The organism is Blautia sp. Sow4_E7, from assembly GCF_052116245.1.
GTDB lineage: Bacteria > Bacillota > Clostridia > Lachnospirales > Lachnospiraceae > Blautia_A.
The window spans coordinates 1-19,526 of record NZ_JBQKLL010000009.1; the positions used below are offsets into that span (position 1 = coordinate 1).

18 protein-coding genes are annotated in these 19,526 nt (G+C 44.5%); 16 read left to right on the top strand and 2 right to left on the bottom strand.

The window, feature by feature from the left end; translation table 11 throughout:
- Positions 1–235: 235 nt before the first annotated feature.
- A complete protein-coding gene (locus ACTQ50_RS07370) occupies positions 236–508 on the bottom strand; it encodes a hypothetical protein (protein ID WP_441483643.1) in 273 nt (90 codons plus the stop codon).
- A gap of 177 nt (positions 509–685) precedes the next feature.
- Between ACTQ50_RS07370 and ACTQ50_RS07375 the strand changes: the two genes are divergently transcribed.
- The 6 genes from ACTQ50_RS07375 (at position 686) to ACTQ50_RS07400 (ending at position 4,889) form a co-directional block, all read left to right on the top strand.
- The gene (locus ACTQ50_RS07375) at positions 686–1,036 is read left to right on the top strand and encodes an arsenate reductase family protein (RefSeq protein ID WP_441483644.1); all 351 of its coding nucleotides are present in this window, start codon (positions 686–688) and stop codon (positions 1,034–1,036) included.
- A 166-nt stretch (positions 1,037–1,202) separates the two neighbouring features.
- Complete coding sequence (locus ACTQ50_RS07380; protein ID WP_441483645.1) at positions 1,203–1,757, top strand: flavin reductase family protein; 555 nt, start codon at positions 1,203–1,205, stop codon at positions 1,755–1,757.
- Between the two features lie 105 nt (positions 1,758–1,862).
- Entirely contained in the window at positions 1,863–2,618 is a 756-nt protein-coding gene (locus ACTQ50_RS07385) for a tRNA threonylcarbamoyladenosine dehydratase (protein WP_441483646.1), read from the top strand.
- Positions 2,619–2,885: 267 nt separating this feature from the next.
- Positions 2,886–3,824, top strand: coding sequence for a hypothetical protein (locus ACTQ50_RS07390; RefSeq protein ID WP_226817986.1), 939 nt, complete (start codon positions 2,886–2,888; stop codon positions 3,822–3,824).
- 196 nt (positions 3,825–4,020) lie between these two features.
- Entirely contained in the window at positions 4,021–4,173 is a 153-nt protein-coding gene (locus ACTQ50_RS07395) for a hypothetical protein (RefSeq protein WP_441483647.1), read from the top strand.
- Complete coding sequence (locus tag ACTQ50_RS07400) at positions 4,167–4,889, top strand: LytR/AlgR family response regulator transcription factor (protein ID WP_226817985.1); 723 nt, start codon at positions 4,167–4,169, stop codon at positions 4,887–4,889. The genes ACTQ50_RS07395 and ACTQ50_RS07400 overlap by 7 nt, the downstream gene beginning before the upstream one ends.
- Before the next feature lie 187 nt (positions 4,890–5,076).
- Here ACTQ50_RS07400 and ACTQ50_RS07405 read toward each other — a convergent pair whose 3' ends face one another.
- Complete coding sequence (locus ACTQ50_RS07405) at positions 5,077–6,312, bottom strand: nucleotide sugar dehydrogenase (protein ID WP_441483648.1); 1,236 nt, start codon at positions 6,310–6,312, stop codon at positions 5,077–5,079.
- Between the two features lie 295 nt (positions 6,313–6,607).
- On the opposite strand from ACTQ50_RS07405, the gene bsh reads away from it, so the two are divergent.
- The 10 genes from bsh (at position 6,608) to ACTQ50_RS07455 (ending at position 19,297) form a co-directional block, all read left to right on the top strand.
- Positions 6,608–7,582, top strand: coding sequence for a choloylglycine hydrolase (bsh, locus tag ACTQ50_RS07410; protein ID WP_441483649.1), 975 nt, complete (start codon positions 6,608–6,610; stop codon positions 7,580–7,582).
- 195 nt (positions 7,583–7,777) lie between these two features.
- The gene (lon, locus tag ACTQ50_RS07415; protein ID WP_441483650.1) at positions 7,778–10,042 is read left to right on the top strand and encodes an endopeptidase La; all 2,265 of its coding nucleotides are present in this window, start codon (positions 7,778–7,780) and stop codon (positions 10,040–10,042) included.
- A gap of 189 nt (positions 10,043–10,231) precedes the next feature.
- Positions 10,232–11,872, top strand: coding sequence for a DUF1002 domain-containing protein (locus ACTQ50_RS07420; protein WP_441483651.1), 1,641 nt, complete (start codon positions 10,232–10,234; stop codon positions 11,870–11,872).
- A gap of 362 nt (positions 11,873–12,234) precedes the next feature.
- Positions 12,235–12,843 (top strand): ECF transporter S component, encoded by a 609-nt coding sequence (locus ACTQ50_RS07425; RefSeq protein ID WP_441483652.1) that lies wholly within the window; start codon positions 12,235–12,237, stop codon positions 12,841–12,843.
- 233 nt (positions 12,844–13,076) lie between these two features.
- Positions 13,077–14,279, top strand: a complete 1,203-nt coding sequence (locus tag ACTQ50_RS07430) for a class I SAM-dependent rRNA methyltransferase (protein ID WP_441483653.1) — start codon at positions 13,077–13,079, stop codon at positions 14,277–14,279.
- 120 nt (positions 14,280–14,399) lie between these two features.
- Positions 14,400–14,813, top strand: coding sequence for a hypothetical protein (locus ACTQ50_RS07435; protein ID WP_441483654.1), 414 nt, complete (start codon positions 14,400–14,402; stop codon positions 14,811–14,813).
- 1 nt (position 14,814) lies between these two features.
- Entirely contained in the window at positions 14,815–15,669 is an 855-nt protein-coding gene (locus tag ACTQ50_RS07440; protein WP_441483655.1) for a DUF5685 family protein, read from the top strand.
- Positions 15,653–16,312 carry a J domain-containing protein gene (locus ACTQ50_RS07445; protein WP_441483656.1) on the top strand — a complete coding sequence of 220 codons (660 nt, stop codon included), beginning with the start codon at positions 15,653–15,655 and terminating at the stop codon, positions 16,310–16,312. The genes ACTQ50_RS07440 and ACTQ50_RS07445 overlap by 17 nt, the downstream gene beginning before the upstream one ends.
- A 145-nt stretch (positions 16,313–16,457) precedes the next feature.
- A complete protein-coding gene (locus tag ACTQ50_RS07450; RefSeq protein WP_441483657.1) occupies positions 16,458–17,444 on the top strand; it encodes a diaminopimelate dehydrogenase in 987 nt (328 codons plus the stop codon).
- A gap of 332 nt (positions 17,445–17,776) precedes the next feature.
- Positions 17,777–19,297, top strand: a complete 1,521-nt coding sequence (locus tag ACTQ50_RS07455; protein ID WP_441483658.1) for an N-acetylmuramoyl-L-alanine amidase family protein — start codon at positions 17,777–17,779, stop codon at positions 19,295–19,297.
- Positions 19,298–19,526 lie beyond the last annotated feature (229 nt).

The following is a 19,526-nucleotide window of genomic DNA, read 5'->3' on the forward strand; positions in this document are numbered from 1 at the left end:
ACCTCCTGTGGTGTTTTTCGTGAAAAGTGTGAAACACACTTTTTACACTTTTCACACCATTATCTCATCTTTTGGAGACGCAAGGAAGTTGACTGGTTATTCACCATTTACATGAGACCTTGGCGGCTGCCGCGATAACGGGCGAAATTTGCAGAAAATATTTGATCTCGTTGCTTTATTCTGGGAAATCGTGACTTATAGGACAAAATCGTCTATTCAACAGGCGGATCGTAACTTACATCAACCTCGCACCACTGGATCCAGATAGAGGATCTGGCTGCGCCGTTGGAAAGAAAGGTGTGTCTTCCACAACTGTAATTACAGGCGTTTCCACAGGCTCGCCTTTCTCACCTTCAGGCCCCTGGATACCCGGTTCCCCTTTTTCCCCGCGATCTCCTTTTGGTCCCATAGGACCGACTGGACCGGGTGGACCCTGGATGGTTACGTAGGTGCCGCAGGCTCCGCACCCATTGCAGCAGTTTCTGGGCTTATTATTTGAACAGTTCATAATTGAACTCGTATATACGCTGTACGTACTTATATATTATGCAAAAAGGGAAAATATGCTTTGAAATAAAATTTATTGGTTCCTGTGACAATATGGGAAAAATTATAATTGGGACTATGCAAACGGGAATCAGATAGAGTAAAATATGAAACTATAGAGAGAAAAAGGAGGTCACCTATGTTATTCATAAATTACCCTAAATGTTCCACCTGCCAGAAGGCAAAGAAATGGCTGGATGCGCACCAGGTCACTTATACGGATCGCCATATTGTGGAGAAGAATCCCACATACGAAGAATTAAAGGAATGGCACCAGCGAAGCGGACTTCCCTTGAAGCGGTTTTTTAATACCAGTGGTATGCTTTATAAGGAGATGCAGCTGAAGGATAAGCTGCCAGCTATGAGTGAGGAGGAGCAGTTGCAGCTTCTTGCCACAAATGGTATGCTTGTAAAGAGACCTCTGATCGTAAAAGAGGATGCTGTTCTTACAGGCTTTAAGGAAGCTGAATGGGAAGAAAAGTTATTATAAATGGAGTTTTCTGCAACTAACTCGTCCCGAGCCCGGTTATTAAAAAGAACGAAAGCATATAGAAAAAATAGAAACCAAGAAATCAAGAAAATCAAAACAAAGAACCAAGAAATTAAGAAAACAAAAACTAAGAAAACAAAAACTAAGAAAACAGGAGGCAAAAATTATGAGCAGAGTAAATTTTGGAGCAAAACCCTGGTTATATCCAATGCCAGTATTGATCGTTGCAACCTACGACGAGAATGGCGTACCGGATGCAATGAATGCTGCATGGGGAATTATTACAGATATGAATGAGATCAGCATCAGTATGGCTGACCACAAGACAACCGAGAACATGGCCAAGACGGGCGCCTTCACTGTAAGTATGGCAACTGCTGATACCGTTACCGCCAGCGACTATGTTGGAATCGAGTCTGCGAAAAAAGTGCCGGACAAATTTGCAAAGTCCGGATTCCATGCAACTAAGAGCGAGTTTGTAAACGCTCCTCTTATTGACGAGCTTCCAATGGCACTTGAGTGCAAGGTAAAAAGTTTCGAAAATGGCATTCTGGTAGGCGAGATCGTAAACATCAATGCAGATGAGAGCATCCTTACAGACGGACGCATTGATCCTGCAAAACTGAAACCAATCAGCTATGATCCGGTAAACAATGATTACCTGGTTCTTGGTGAGAAAGTTGGAAATGCCTTTAAAGATGGCTTAACGCTGAAAAAATAATTGACAGAAAAAAGCTATCATTATAAAATATTTCCGCAAGGTAATGTTGACAAAAGCCTGGGCAGATAAACTCCCCGGGCTTTTTATGTGAGGAGATAATAATATATGTTAAATCAGTTTTCAAGAACCCAGCTTCTTCTTGGAGAAGAGGGGATGAAGATGCTTGCCGGCGCCAGAGTGGCAGTATTCGGAATTGGCGGTGTTGGCGGATATGTGTGTGAGGCCCTGGTACGAAGCGGGGTAGGTGCTTTTGACCTGATCGATGATGACAAGGTCTGCCTTACCAATCTGAACCGACAGATCATTGCAACCCGAAAAACAGTGGGAAAATATAAGACCGATGTGATGAAAGAGCGTATGCTGGAAATCAATCCGGACGTGAAGGTGGAAACACATAAATGCTTTTTTCTGCCAGAAAATGCAGATGATTTCCCATTCGAGGAATATGACTATATTGTAGATGCTGTCGATACTGTTACGGCCAAAATTTCTCTGGTCATGAAAGCAAAGGAGAAAGGGGTTCCCATCATCAGTTCCATGGGTGCAGGCAATAAGCTGGATGCAAGCCAGTTCAAGGTGGCAGACATTTACAAGACAAAGGTATGCCCTCTTGCCAAGGTTATGCGCCGGGAACTGAAGAAGCGCGGTGTGCACAAGCTGAAAGTAGTTTATTCTGAGGAAATCCCCACAAGACCAATTGAGGATATGTCCATCAGCTGCAGAACTCACTGTATCTGTCCGCCAGGGGCAAAGCATAAGTGCACAGAACGTCGCGATATCCCAGGCAGTGTGGCGTTTGTACCTTCTGTAGTGGGGCTGATCATAGCTGGAGAAGTTGTGAAGGATCTTTGCAAAGCCTGAAAGAAAGCCTTAAAAGAAAAAACTCATAACAGAGAATTGTAAAAGACGCTGTATATGAAGCAAATCGCAGCTAAAATTGAACTAATTTTGTATGTGAATTTAGAATTGTTTAAGAAATTCATCACAATTCTCTCACAATTGAAACACAATCCCATCACAATTTAAGATTATATTAATAATCGTTTTAGAGGTGATGGAAAAAGATTTCCAATATGCCTCATAAAAATGCCAGATAGGTGTTTAATATTTGAAAGGATGTGTGTTTCAATGAAACGTAAATATGCAGCAATCGTATTAAGTATGGCAATGGTTTTATCACCAGTAGGTGTGCTCGCAGCTGATAATACTGCAGAGGCGACAGAGACAGAGGCCGCTGCTGCTGACGATGAAGAGGAGACAGAAGTTTCAGAATACATAATCGGTCAGGTAACCAAAGTTTCCGATACTTCTATTGAGGTAAAAACAGGTGAAGTTCTGAAAGAGGCAAGTGAAGATAAGACAGAAGAAAATAAAGATGGGGAGAAGGAAGCTGAGGAGAAATCTGAGAGCATGTCTCTGCAGCTGAAGGATGAAACCCAGTCTTATGATATAAGCGAGGATACGCCACTGTATTCTGCAACTGGACATAACAAGCTTGAGGTTCTGGAAGCTGCCAAAGAAGCAGATGATGCTGCAGCTGCAGATGAGAGTACCGATGATGCCGAAGCCACAGATGCGACAACAGATGATGCAGAGGCAGCAGACGAGAAAACAGATGATGCCGAAGCTACAGATGGGGCAACCGATGATGCCGAAGCAGCAGACGAGAAAACGGATGATGCAGAAGCTACAGACGAGAATGCGGATGACGCTGCAGCAGATGAGACAACAGAAGATACAGATGCCGCAGCTGCTGAGGATGAAAAAGCAGATGATGTCTATACAATGGTAGTTGGTGAAGATGCCCAGATTTCTACGATCAAGGCAGCTGACATCAAGGAAGGCGATGTTATCATCCTGAAACTGGATAAAGACGGAAAAGTTGAGTCAGCAACTGTTCTTGCAGAGGATAGCAAGGATGCAGAAGAAGGTCAGACCGATTCAGAAGCAGAAGCTTCTGATGCAGGTGATGCTTCCGACACAGAGTCTAAAGATAGTACAGCAGAGGAGACAACAGATTCCACTTCTGATGATACAGCAGCTGAGTCTGAAGATTCTGCCAACTAAAAACTCATGACCATTCAGCATTCCTGGAGAGTCATAATATAAAATAGAACAGCCGCAGCAGGCAAAATCCACGAAAAACTGGATCTGCTGCGGTATTTTTTATATTTCAGATAGTTAATCCTTACTTGACGAGTGCTTTTTTTAGTGATATATTTTTATCAGAAAACTATTATAGATGTATGGAAATTTCAAAAGTATGAAGGAAAAAGTTGGAAAGGCTCTGCAGAAGCTTCAAAAATTGAGGATTATGCTCGAAAACATGACGATTATGCAGATTTTTCCAAAAGATGGAATTTTCTGTTATAATAAAAAAGTAAAGTACAAGGAGGCTTTGGGAGAGCTTTGGTAAACAAAATTGCCATATGTGATGACGTGGAAGTTGAGCGGTTTGTGCTGAAGCGTCAGTTAATGGTGTACTTTCAGAAAAATGGTGGGGAGGCTCAGATCCAGGAGTATGAGTCTGGAGAGAGCCTCCTTGCAGACATCGAAGACGGCTATCTATGGCCGGACTTGATTTTTCTTGATATTTATATGGGAGCGCTGAACGGAATGGACACCGCCAGGAAGCTGCGGGAGCTGGGAGTAAAGGCGCCGATCGTATTTCTGACTGCTTCGCCTGATTTTGCTCTGGAGAGCTATGAGGTGGAGGCATCTGGTTATCTGTTGAAGCCTGCGGAGGAAGAGCAGACGACTGCACTTTTGCATAGACTGCTGAAGCCGGAGCTTCGCAAACGTATTTCTGTGAAATGCCGAAGACAGTACCGTTATCCATTTGTGGATGAAATTTTATATCTGGAAAGTGATCGCCATACGGTAACCTTACATATGCTGGACGGTTCGGAGATTGAGACCACGGAGAAGCTGGGGGATCTGGAGAAACAGATAGATGACCCTCGTTTTTGTCGTTGTCATCAAAGTTATCTGGTAAACATGGAGCACATTACAGATGTGCAGGAGGATTTTATTCTTCGAAATGGAGCCCAGGTTCCCATCAGGGTAAGAGGACGTAAGGATGTACTGGATAGCTATAATGACTATTTTAAAAAACAGTCCGCAGAGGGCTGAGAGATTCGCTGCAATATAAGGCGGATAGAGAACTGGATAAAGTAAAAATTAAGATCCCCCTTAAGCGGATAAGGAATTCTGCTTAAGGGGGATTGTTTGTGCAACAGGCGGGCCAAAGTCCATGTTTGCATGAAATCTTGGCGATTGATGCAATCATATATATTGGGAAATTCAAAACATAGCTGCCTTAATCCCGGGCAAACAAATCCCTTGTATACACCTTCTCCTTCACATCATCCAGAACCCGGTCATACCGGTTTGCCAGAATGCACTGGCTTTTTTCTTTAAATTCCTTCAGATCATTTACCACCTTGCTTCCGAAAAAGGTAGAGCTGTTTTCCAAAGTAGGCTCATAGATAATAACGGTGGCTCCTTTTGCCTTGATCCGCTTCATAACCCCCTGGATGCTGCTCTGGCGGAAGTTGTCAGAATTGCTTTTCATGGTCAGTCGGTAGACGCCGATCACCACCTCTTTTTCCATGGCAGACTGGTACAGATTGTCCTCATTATAGCTGTAATAGCCAGTTCTCTGAAGCACCTGGTCTGCAATAAAATCCTTGCGGGTGCGGTTGCTCTCCACAATGGCGGACATCATATTCTGTGGGACATCATCATAGTTAGCGAGCAGCTGCTTGGTGTCTTTGGGCAGACAATAGCCGCCATATCCGAAAGAGGGATTGTTGTAATGGGTTCCGATCCTGGGATCCAGACACACGCCGTTTATAATATCACGGGTGTTCAGCCCCTTTATTTCTGCATAAGTATCCAGCTCATTAAAATAAGAAACGCGAAGGGCCAGATAGGTGTTGGCAAAAAGCTTTACCGCTTCCGCTTCTGTGAAGCCCATAAATAAGGTATCAATGTTTTCCTTCAAAGCGCCCTCTTTTAGAAGATCAGCGAAAGTATGGGCAGCTTCGGCAGTCTTCTCATCGCAGGAAACAATGATCCTGCTGGGATAAAGATTGTCATAAAGCGCCTTGGATTCCCGGAGAAATTCCGGGCTGAAAATAATATTAGGGTTATGGAATTTCTGGCGTACAGATTTGGTATATCCAACGGGAATTGTGGATTTGATCACAATAACGGCAGAAGGATTTACCTTTGTAACCAGGTCAATGACTGCTTCCACGGAGGAAGTGTCGAAATAATTTTTCCGGCTGTCATAGTTGGTGGGAGTCGCCACGATTACAAAGTCAGCCGACTGATAGGCAGATGCGCCATCTGTGGTGGCAGTAAGGTCCAGCTCTTTTTCTGCCAGATATTTTTCAATATATTCGTCCTGGATGGTGGATTTGCGTTTGTTGATCAGAGCAACCTTCTCTGGAATTATGTCAACCGCAGTAACATGATTATGCTGTGCAAGAAGAACAGAAAGGGAAAGCCCGACATAGCCAGTACCAGCGACTGCAATGGATTTATTCATAGGAACGTCCTTTCTTAAAAAAGTCTAAAATTATGAAAAAACAGTTTAAAATCGAAAATTATGTGTTACAATATATCCCACTAATTGAGAAAATAGTAAAAAATATTTTTCGCATATAGTTTTATCAATCATAACATGATGAGCGGCAAATTGCAATGCAGCCTGTTCGATGATTCAGGATGATCTGAGGGACGGTTTGCTAGTCACGGAGTGAACAGTAACGGGGATGGAAGGGGCTGGCCATTGTGAAGCGCAATTGCACAAAGGGCGAAAATAAGTGTAGGAGGAACCGATTATGTGTACAGCAGCAACCTATAAAACAAAGGATTTCTATTTCGGAAGAACATTGGATTATGAGATTTCTTATGGAGACCAGGTGGTGGTCACTCCCAGAAACTATGTGTTTGACCTGCGTCAGGGCGGTCAGCTGAAAAGTCACTATGCCATGATCGGAATGGCTTGTGTGATGCAGGACTACCCATTATATTATGATGCAGTCAATGAGAAGGGGCTTGGAATTGCCGGCCTTAATTTTGTGGGAAATGCCCATTACAAAAATCCAGTGGAGGGAAAGGACAACATCACCCAGTTTGAGCTGATCCCCTGGATCCTTGGAAAGTGTGCGACTGTAAAAGAAGCGCGCAGGCTTCTTGCCGGAATGAACCTGATCGACACTCCATTTCTGGAAAATCTGCCAGTGGCCCAGCTGCACTGGATCATTGCAGATAAAGAAGAGTGCATCACCCTGGAATCTGTAGAAGAAGGCTTGAAGATTTATGAAAATCCGGTTGGTGTCCTTACCAACAATCCACCGTTTCAGTACCAGATGTTCAATCTGAACAATTATATGCACCTTGCTGTGGAAAACAGGGAGAATACGTTTTCAAAAGATCTGGACCTGAACCAGTATAGCCGTGGAATGGGAGGCCTGGGCCTTCCGGGAGATCTTTCTTCCCAGTCCAGATTTGTGAGAGTGGCTTTTGTGAAAATGAATTCTCTGTCTGGGGATTCTGAGGCAGAAAGCGTAAGCCAGTTTTTCCACATCCTTGGCAGTGTGGATCAGCAAAGAGGCTGCTGCAAGCTGGGAGAAGACAAGTATGAGATTACCCTGTATACCTCCTGCTGCAATGCAGATAAGGGAATCTACTATTACAATACCTACGACAATCATCAGATCAGTGCAGTAGATATGCACAAAACGAATCTGGACGGGGAAAACCTTTCCACTTTTGCGCTGGTAAAAGGGGAGCAGATTTATATGCAAAACTAAGGGAATGGCTGCTGCGATAACCAGCAAAATTTGCAGAGCGTGTTTTAGTTCGTTTTTTATTGCAAAATCTAAATTTAGTGTTATAATGAACTATCATAGAATCTGATGGCGAATTCATATGAGTTCGCCATTTTCTATAAAATAACTCTGGCACTCATAATAAACGAGTGCTGATAATACAAGGAGGAAACATGTATGATCACAATACCAGTTTATGAACTTCTTCTTTTACCGGAAGTTACATTTTTCTTTAAAAAAGATATGTTTCCGGAAGGCAGGATCAAAGAACAGAATATAGGAGAAGAAATTCTCTTTGTTTTACAGAAAAAAGAGATGGCTCCAGAGGAAATTTCCATGGAAAATATTTTTCCAGTGGGAGTAATGGGAACCATTGAGAGCATAGATGAGGAAGGCAGCGTCAAGGTTACGACGAAAGGCAGGGTACAGGTAACGGCTGTAGAATATGTGGATGGAGTCGTGCAGGCAGAAGCCGTTGACCTTCCGGATATTCAGGACATTTCCCCGGAGGAAGAGAAGGTGAAGTTTGATAAGATCAAGAAAGAACTGATGGATTTTGCAAAAGGATTCCAGTGGGGTGTCTGGGTACGGAGCATGATCTATCACTGGAAAAGCTATCCGGAGGCTGTCAGTGCCCTGGCTGGTTATATGAGCCTTTCCTGGGAAGAAAAATACCACATGATCGAGGTGGATTCCAGAAAAGAGCGTATGCGTCTGATGGAAGAGGCTGTCTATGAGCTGATGGAGATTTTCCGCGTTAGCGAGGAAGCAGAGACGGCCCAGAAGAATTCCAACGAAAAGGTTTACCGGGAGTCTGCCATCAAGAAGCAGATCGAATTTCTTCAGCAGCAGCTGGACGAAATGCATCCGGAGAATATTTCCGATGTGCGCCGTTTCCAGAAGAAGATCCAGGAATCTGGCATGAATGAGGAAGCCCGCAAGGAAGCGGAGAAGGTTCTGAACCGTATGAAACAGGAGGGAAAGGACAGCCACGAATATGGTATGTTGTACGATTATCTGGACTTTGCTACCAGTCTTTCCTGGAAAACAGAGGAACCTGCAGCCATTGATCTGAATGAGGCAGAAGAAATCCTGGACGAAGACCACTATGGTCTGAAAAAAGTAAAAGAGAGGATCATCCAGCAGCTTGCTGTGATGGCTCTTAATAAGAAGCAGTCCGGTTCCATCCTTTTGTTTGTAGGTGCCCCAGGTACCGGCAAGACCAGCATCGGACAGAGCATTGCCCGGGCGCTTCACCGCAAATATGTGCGGATCAGTCTTGGGGGAATCCGTGATGAAGCGGAGATCCGCGGACATAGAAGAACCTACATAGGTGCTATGCCTGGACGGATCATGGAAGGCATGAAACGAAGCGGCGCAGCCAACCCGGTTATGGTGCTGGATGAGGTTGACAAGCTTGCCAAGGATTACGGCGGTGATCCGGCCAGTGCCCTTCTGGAGGTGCTGGATCCGGAACAGAACGGAAACTTTACGGATCATTATATGAATGTCCCTTATGATCTTTCCAATGTATTGTTTGTGTGCACCGCAAACTCTACAGATACCATTCCGGAGCCGCTTCTGAACCGTATGGAAGTGATCCAGTTCCCAGGCTACACAGCAGTGGAAAAATTCCAGATCGCCAGACGCCATCTTTTGCCCAAAGCTATGAAGAGCATGGGAATTAAGGCGCAGTATCTGAAAGTAACAGATGAAGCGATCCGCCGGATCATCGAGGAATATACTGCGGAGGCTGGAGTGCGCGGCTTGAAGAAGCAGATGGATGTGCTTTGCCGTTACGCAGCTGTGAAGCTGGTAAAGGGAGAACAGAAGAGCATTACCGTAAGCGGGAAGCGTGTGCCGGAATTCCTTGGACACGGAATCCATCACGAGAAAATCCTGGAAAATCCAGCTCCTGGTGTAGTGACTGGCCTTGCCTGGACAAGTGCAGGGGGCGAGATCCTTTTTATCGAGACCTCTTTTACAAAGGGAGATGGAAAAGTAATTATTACCGGACAGCTGGGAGACGTGATGAAGGAATCTGCCCAGATTGCCATTACCCTTGTAAAGTCCCTTTATCCGGACTTTGCGGATAAGTTTAAAGAAAATGACCTTCATATCCATGTTCCGGCCGGGGCTGTTCCTAAGGACGGACCATCAGCAGGTATTACACTGGTAACGGCTTTGTCTTCCCTAGTAACAGGTAAGCCTGCGCCATCTGAAATCGCCATGACAGGAGAAGTATCCCTTCGGGGCGGTGTTATGCCGATCGGCGGGCTTCCGGAGAAACTGATGGCTGCCCAGCGGGCTGGTGTAAAACATGTGTTTATACCTTATGAAAATGTGGATGACCTGGAGGATGTGGCAGAGGAAGTGAAAGAGAAACTGGAAATCACACCTGTGAAGACGGTTCAGGAGGTTTTGGACAAAGTACTGAAATAGTGGATGGTAATCTGGAATATGCTATAAAGTACCGATCATCAGATTGCAAACATATTTTCGAAAAGTGGACCAAAACGATAATTAAAATTACAAATTTGAGAAAAAGTATGCTATAATGTGTTTACCAATTGAGAAGATCTGCAAGCACAGATCTGAGTATAATCCAGACAGAAAGTTGGAGGAAATGTTATGAAGAAAGGTAAATTATTTGCTACGCTGCTTTGCAGCGCATCCATGGTTATGGGAAGCATGGTTCCGACAATTCCGGCGATGGCAGATGCCATGAAGGTTGTCACACTTGGAGCAGATCTTTCCGAGGATCAGAAGAACACCATGCTGAGATATTTTAAGGTTGATTCCAGCCAGGCACAGATCATCTATGTTACCAATCAGGATGAGAGAGATCATTTAAGTGCATATGTTCCGCTGGAGCAGATCGGTACCAGAACAGTCAGCTGCGCATATGTGAAGCCAACCACTTCCGGCGGCATCAAGGTCCGTACCGCGAACCTGAACTGGGTTACCTGCAATATGATCGCAAGTTCCCTTTCCACCTCTGGTGTGACCAACTGTGAAGTTGTAGCTGCCTGCCCGTTTGAGGTATCTGGTACAGGAGCTCTTACCGGTATCCAGATGGCTTATGAGACAGCCAGCGGTGAGAAGCTTGACGAGACGAAGAAGGAGCTTGCTACTGAGGAGATGGTAGTGACTGGTAATCTTGCAGACTCTGTAGGACAGAACGATGCCACCACCGTTATCAACCAGGCGAAGATGCAGGTTATTGCAGACAATATCCAGAATGCAGACGATATCTACAACATTGTCGTAAATATCTCCAATAATAATAATGTCTCTCTTTCTGATGATGAGATCAATACCATTGTGAACCTGCTGAAGCAGATTGCAGAGCAGAATTATGATTATTCTGAAATGCAGGAGACTCTGGAGCGTGTAAATGACAACGTAACAGGCCAGGCTGACGAGAGCGATGATTCTTCTGACGAGGAAGATACGGACAGCATCGTGGACAATGTAGATCAGAGTGCACTTGGCGACAATGTGATCGAGAGCTCCACAGAGGATCCGGGACTGGCAGAGGAAACTGGAGCAGACAGCTCTGCTGAGGAGCAGTGGGAAGAATTCCCTACAGAGGATGGAACTGAGAATACAGATGATGCAAGCGCAGACGATACTGCAGAAGATGGCAGCGAAGAGAACACAGATGGAGACATTAGTGAAGTTGGTGATGGTTCCGATACCACAGATGAGATCACAGACGTATCCCAGCTGGCTACAGACTTCTTAAGTGATGATGCCAAGGCAAAATTCGACCAGGCGAAGACCTTCTGCAAGGGCGAGTACGAAGGGGACGAGGATGCTCTTTATGAGGCAATGGGAGCAGATGCTGCATCTACCGTTACATTGGATTCCGATACTGCGAATAAGCTTTCCATCAAGGTTCTTCAGAAATATCTTGGAATCCTTGGCAATGGAGCTGTTTCTTACGAGACAGATGGCACAGAGCAGTATGTGACTCCAGAGCTGAACATGCTGGATAAAGAGCTGAAGAAGCTTTTCGGCATTGATGTGATCGATGACGGCGCAACCTCCGAGGATATTGATGTTCTTGGTACTGCGGTTTCTTCTGAAGATAAAGAGACCTTATATAAAGATACTATGAAGTTCTTCGAGAAGCTGTATGGAGAAGTTACGGATACTTACGACGGCGCAGATGCTTCCGAGGATGTAACAATTGACGACAGCGCAGCAGATGAGGTTGGCGAGGACTCTTACGATGAGGCGATTGCTGAGGAGGATTACGAAGAATAATCTCAGGGATGCTGTAAATACAGGAACGATAAAAACGGTGAAAATGCTGAATCACTAAGAGAATCAGCAAATAAGTGAATTCCTGGTTGTTGCTTACAAATTTAAAAAGATAAGGGACAGAAATGAATCTATATTAAAAGATTTGTTTCTGTCCCTTTTTTGTAACGATCCAGCAGGTGCGATTCCGCAAAGAGTGTAACTGTGAGGATAGTGAACCTGCTGCTCCTTTTGCGCGGGTAGCACGTTAAACTGACCCTGTAAAAAACTTCAAAACTGTCCATTGAAGACATGTCAGTATATGGGTAAGATAAACGTTGATTAAAGGGAACCTTATTAAAGTTCCGGGAAAGAGAGAGAAACATATGAACAAACAGAATTCTACCGTTATGAAACTTGCGGAGACGGCACTTCTTGCAGCACTTTGCTACGTATCCTTCACATTTTTACAGATTAAGATTCCGGTACCAGGTGGAGATGCCACTTCCCTTCACATTGGAAATACCTTCTGCGTACTTGGTGCACTGCTTCTGGGCGGCTGGTACGGCGGTCTTGCAGGTTCCATTGGAATGACCATCGCAGACCTTATGGATCCGGTTTACATTACAGGAGCACCGAAAACATTCGTTTTGAAGCTTTGCATTGGCCTTGTTACCGGTCTTGTAGCCCACAAGATTGCCAAGATCAATGAGACCAACGATAAGAAATACGTATTTAAATGGAGCCTGATCGCTTCCATCGCAGGTCTTGCATTTAACGTGATCGCAGATCCTATCGTTGGCTACTTCTACAAACAGTACATTCTTGGACAGCCTCAGGAGGTTGCGAGCATTCTTGCAAAATTAAGCGCTGGTGCTACTTTTGTAAATGCAATCGTATCAACCATTCTGGTTGTGATCATTTACAATGCAGTCCGCCCGGCTTTAATCAAGGCAAACCTGATCGATGTACATGTTGCAGCAAATGCGAAATAAAGTGTAAAGAATTGAAAACTCTGGAATGTTTGAATGCATTCCGGAGCTTTTTTCGTTATAAATGGAAAAGAGACTTTATTTTAGGATGGGAAAGCCTATCTGCGGGCGTTTTATAAAATTTTAAGATTCATGAAATTTCTGTGACTTTTCCCCAGAACCCCTGGAAACACTGGTAAAACCAGGGATTGTGTGCTACAATACTATCTAAATCGCAAAAGCAAAGGAGAAGTGCTATGAGTCTGGCAGTAGTAACCCTGAAAAAGGGAGAAGGACGCCTTTTAAAATCCGGCGGAATGTGGATTTTTGATAATGAAGTGGCTTCTATTATGGGAAGCTTTGTAAATGGAGATATTGTACTGGTTCATGATTTTGATGGATATCCTCTGGGAAGAGGATTTATCAATACCAATTCCAAGATTTTGGTGCGTCTTCTTTCCAGAGATGAGAATACCATAATTGACGAGGGCTTTTTCGAGAAAAGAATTCGGGATGCATGGGAGTACCGTAAGAAGGTGACAGACACCTCCAGCTGCCGTGTGATCTTCGGAGAGGCAGATTTCCTGCCTGGATTTATTGTAGATAAGTTTTCTGATGTGCTGGTGGTACAGTCCCTTGCACTTGGAATTGACCGCTACAAAGAAATGCTGGTAGAACTTTTGAAAAAAGTTCTGGCAGAAGATGGGATTCAGATCCGCGGCGTGTACGAGCGAAGTGATGTGAAGGTCCGCAAGCAGGAGGGAATGGAGCCATACAAGGGCTTTATCGGAGAAGAATTTCCTACCCTGGTTGAAATTGTGGAAAATGGAGTGAAGTACCAGGTTGATGTAAAAGATGGCCAGAAGACCGGATTTTTCCTGGATCAGAAATATAACCGTCTGGCTATCCAGAAGCTTTGCAAGAACGCCAGAGTTCTGGACTGCTTTACCCATACCGGATCTTTTGCCTTAAATGCAGGATATGCAGGAGCAAAAGAGGTAACTGGTGTGGATGCTTCACAGCTTGCAGTAGACCAGGCCACAGCCAATGCAGCCTTAAACGGACTTTCTGACTCAGTGAAATTTATCTGTGAGGATGTATTTGACCTTCTTCCAGAACTGGAAGAGAAGGGGGAGAAATACGACGTGGTAATTCTGGATCCCCCAGCGTTTACCAAGTCAAGAAGCTCCATCAAGAATGCGGTAAAGGGTTACCGTGAGATCAACTTACGTGCCATGAAGCTGGTAAAGGACGGCGGCTTTCTTGCCACCTGCTCCTGTTCACATTTTATGGACTATGAGCTTTTTACCCAGACCATTGGACAGGCTGCCAAGAATGTGCACAAGCGCCTCCGTCAGGTGGAATACCGCACCCAGGCACCGGATCATCCGATCCTGTGGTCTGCAGATGAGTCTTATTATTTGAAATTCTATATTTTCCAGGTTTGCAGCGACAGATAGGAAGCTGCCAGATGGTCATGGTTCGTTGTACAGGGTTAGGAATAGGGAGAAGTATATAGCGTTTCAAAAATCAGCCGCTTGCCTGTCAGCAGGTGAGCGCCAAAGAAAGAAGGCATTCTATTGAGAGAAAAATTTATGAGGTTTATGCAGGGACGTAATGGAGTGGATCAGTTTTCCAGATTTACTATGGGAGTGGCACTGGTTGCTATTGTGCTGACTCTGTTTACCGGAACCAGAAGTGGAATTGGAACTTTCCTGGATCTGTTTGGTATGGCAGCAATTGTGTATACTTATTTCAGAATCTTTTCCAAAAATATTTCCAAGCGTTATCAGGAAAATCAGAAATATCTGCAGGCAACGGACAAATTAAGAGCCCGTTTCCAGAAAGAAAAGCGGATGATGAGCCAGCGCAAGGATTATCATATTTACAGCTGCCCGGGCTGCGGCCAGAAGATCCGTATTCCAAGAGGCGGTTTTAAGAAAGTGGAGATCGAATGTCCAAAGTGTCACACAAAATTTATAAAGAGGCGCTGATATGTTTGGATATATTGTGATGAACAAGCCGGAGATCAAGATGAAGGATTTTGACATGTACAGATCCTTTTATTGCGGTCTTTGCAGGGAATTGCGGGAGAAATACGGGATTTCCGGTCAGATTACACTGAGTTATGACATGACCTTTGTGATCATGCTACTTTCCGGGCTTTATGAGCCGAAGACCTATAAAGGAACAACCAGATGTGTGCTTCATCCGGTGAGAAAGCAGCCAGTGCGGAAGAATGTGATGACAGAGTACTGTGCAGACATGAACATTCTTCTTACTTATTATAAATGTCTGGACGACTGGAATGACGACCGAAAATATGTGAAGCTTGGCTATGCAAAGCTTCTGGAGGGGAAAAATAACCGTCTGTTAAAGCTTTATCCGGATAAGGCGAAGCGGATCGTGGAGCTTCTGGATGAGCTTTCCGCTTTGGAAAAAGAGGGAGAGACAGACATTGACAGAATGTCCGGAATCTTCGGGCATATTATGGAGGAGATCCTTGCCTACAGGCAGGATGAGTGGGAGAGAAGCCTTCGAAGAATAGGCTTTTATCTTGGAAAATTCATTTATCTTCTGGACGCATATGATGATGTGGAAGAGGATGTGAAAAATAAAGATTACAATCCTTTCGCAAAAAAATATACAATGGAAGGGTTTGAGGGGGAAGTACGCCAGATCCTCATGATGATGATGGCGGAAACCTGCAGAGAATTCGAGAAGCTTCCTATTATAAAATATGGGGATATTCTTCGGAACATTTTATATTCCGGTGTGTGGTGCCGCTTTGAGGAAGTGAGCAGGAAGCGCAGGGAAGAACGGGAGAAAGAACATGTTGGATCCATATAGCGTACTGGGAGTTTCCAGAAATGCGACAGATGAAGAAATTAAAAAGGCGTACAGAAAGCTGAGCCGGAAGTATCATCCGGACGCCAATATCAATAATCCGAACAAGGACCAGGCAGAAGAGAAGTTTAAAGAAGTGCAGCAGGCATACGAACAGATCATGAAAGAACGGGAGTATGGAAGCAGCGGCGGAGCTTCTGGTGGATACGGCGGTTATGGATATGGCGGCTTCGGAGGTTTCGGAGGACAGCAGCGCCAGAGTACCTACGAGGATGAAGAGAGCGTCCGCAGACGTGCGGCGGCAAATTTTGTCCAGAGCGGACATTATCAGGAGGCTATGAATGTGCTGAATTCCCTTTACCAGAAGAATGGAGAGTGGTATTACATTTCTTCCATGGCCAATATGGGAATGGGAAATAATGTAAAAGCGCTTGAGCATATCCGGGAAGCTGTGCGGTTGGAGCCGAATAACCAGCAGTATCGTATGCTTCTGAACCGGATGGAAGGCGGCGGAAGCTGGTATGAGACCCAGCAGGGGCCATTTGGCGGAATGCCAGTGGCTGGGGATGATATGTGCCTGAAACTTTGTCTGGCAAATGCCCTTTGTGGAATGTGCTGCCCGGGAAGCGGCGTGCTGTGCTGCTAATTTTCTACAAAAAGCAATTGACAAGAAAACTCACACGTATTAAACTGTTAAAGCGTGAAATAGAGATAGATACCGCAGTCCAACCTGCTTTTTCAAAAGGTGATGCAGAGCATCCGGTATGCGGTGGTATAGGAGGAATCAGATAATGAGTATTCGTATTGGTATTCTGGGATATGGTAACTTAGGACGTGGCGTAGAGTGCGCCATCAAACACAATCCTGATATGGAACTGGTGGGTGTATTTACCCGTCGTGCTCCTGAAACGGTTAAGATCCTGACTGAGACAGCCAAGGTATATTCTGTAGATGACGCCGAGAAGATGAAAGATCAGATCGATGTTATGATCCTTTGCGGCGGAAGTGCTACGGATCTGCCAGAGCAGACACCGAAATATGCCCAGTGGTTTAATGTAGTAGACAGCTTTGACACTCATAAGAGAATTCCGGAGCATTTTGCTAATGTTGATAAAGCAGCTTCTGAGAATGGACATGTTGGAATTATTTCCGTAGGCTGGGATCCAGGAATGTTCTCCCTGAACCGTATGTATGCAAATGCAATCCTGACCAATGGAAAGGATTACACATTCTGGGGCAAAGGCGTAAGCCAGGGACATTCTGATGCAATCCGCCGCATCAAAGGTGTAAAAGACGGCAAGCAGTACACAATCCCGGTTGAGTCTGCACTGGAAGCAGTAAGAAGCGGCAAGAACCCGGAGCTTACTACAAGAGAGAAACACACAAGAGAGTGTTTTGTGGTAGCTGAGGAAGGCGCTGATCTTGCAAGAATCGAGAACGAGATCAAGACCATGCCGAACTATTTTGATGAGTATGATACCACTGTACATTTCATTTCTGAAGAAGAGCTGAAACGTGACCACAGCGGAATTCCACACGGTGGATTTGTGATCCGTACTGGAAAGACTGGCTGGAACGATGAGAACAGCCATGTGATCGAGTACAGCCTGAAGCTGGATTCCAACCCGGAATTTACTTCTTCTGTGATCGTAGCATATGCAAGAGCTGCATACCGCATGAACCAGGAAGGTCAGAAGGGCTGCAAGACCGTATTTGATGTGGCACCAGCTTATTTAAGCGCTGCAAGCGGGGAAGAATTAAGAAAACATCTGTTATAATCTATAACAGATATATTACAAAAGATAAAAAGAGGACAGCTTCTGCAATTTTGTGGGAGCTGTCCTTTTTCATGTGTGGGAAAAAGACGCGATCGCATAAGAACCTGGCAGCTGCGGCGATAACGGGTAACGAGCCAAAGTCCCCTGTGATCGATATTTTGCTTTTACGCAAGTTCTAAAAATTATACGGAAATGTTGTGCAAATCTTACAGAGTTTTACTTTCATGTTGACGGTAAGCAGAATCTGTAATATAATGAGCTACATAAAGATGTAACAACTTTGTAAAACTTGTGATAAAAATATCAAAACGATTTAAAAAAGGAAGGTAAGTATGCAAAGCAAACGCAAAAAATTCAGACTGTGGAGTATCCTGCTGCTTCTGATGGTCATGGCAGCTGGTTTTACATGTCATGCATCCTCTACAGAGGTGCAGGCAGCGACAAAGAATGGATTCCGTACAGTAAATGGAAAAACATACTACTACAAAAATGGCAAGAAAGTCAAAGGCTGGTTAACACTGAACGGCAAGAAATACTACTTTAAGAAATCCAACGGTGTTCAGGTGAAAGGCTGGCTGACAGACAGCAAGGGAAGAAAGCGTTACTTCACAAGCAAAGCTGGTGTTATGGTAACAGGCTGGCTCTCCAATTCCAAAGGACAGAGACGCTATTTTGCCCCGTCTACCGGTTATATGAAGACGAAGTGGCTGAAGCTGGGAGGTAAGACCTATTATCTCTATTCGAAGTCAGGAGTTGCAGCTACTGGTTTTGTAAAGGACAGCAAAGGAAATACCCGATATTTCTCCAAGACCGGAATTATGGCAACAGGCTGGCTGACAAGCTCTTCTGGCGTGAAGCGTTATTTCCAGAGTACTTCCTCTACTTCCACCAACGGTATTATGGCGGTTGGCTTTAAGAAGATCAATAATATTACATATTATTTCTACAGCGGCACAGGCGCCATGGCGACTGGCTGGGTAGAGAATAAGGATAAAGGAACCAAGTACTACTTTGATAAGACATCAGGCGCCATGTATACTGGTATCCAGACCATTGATGGCGTGAAATATGAATTTTCAAGTGCAGGTATCTGCCTGGGCGAGAAGAAGGATGAACCGACTCCAAGTACCAATACAGGTACCAAGACCATTAAGAACTATCTGCTTGGCGCATTGCAGCCTGTTGGAAAAGCCCTTTATGTATGGGGCGGCGGCTGGAATGATTCCACAAGAAAAGGTCTGAGCCAGACAATGACAGACTGGTATAACAAATGGTCTTCCAATCCATCTGCCTATAATTACAATAATTATCGTGATCTTTCTACTTCGAATAGAGCGAAGGGATTTGACTGTTCCGGATTTGTAGGATGGGCTGCTTATCAGGTAATGCAGACACAGTCAAATGTAGGATATGGATATACGGTTGTATCCGGTGAAATCGGAAGCTACTATTCAGGCAAAGGCTGGGGAAGCATTGTAAATCAGAGCTATCTGTCCCAGAATGGATGGACACTGAAGCCTGGCGATATTGGATATAACTCCGGACATACCTGGATCGTAATCGGACAGTGCAGTGACAAGAGTGTTGTAATCGTACATTCTACCCCACAGGCTGGTGTTCAGATTTCTGGAACCACCACTCCTACAGGTGATTATTCCAGCCAGGCAGTTGCATTGGCGAAGAAGTACATGTCCATGTATGCTGGATATAACATTTTTAGCTATCATCCTTCAGTTGGAAATTACATCCGTAATGGTAATTTCTTAAGATGGAACAGCAGTGTTCTTTCTGATCCGGATGGTTATGGAAACATGACAGCAGACCAGATCCTGTATGATCTGTTTGGCAAGTAATAAGAATTAATAAGATATTTTATAGAAGGAAATCAGTGAAGACGCTGGTTTCCTTCTTTTTTATAAACAACAAGCTGGAGATTGCATAAGAATTCGGCGGCTGCCGCGATAACAAGCCGGATTCACAGAATGTGGTTGACTTGTTTAAAACAAATATATTACGAAATGTTACAGAAATTTAAAATTTATTGCAATTTAGGGTTGAAATCTTTTCAAGGGTGTGTTAATA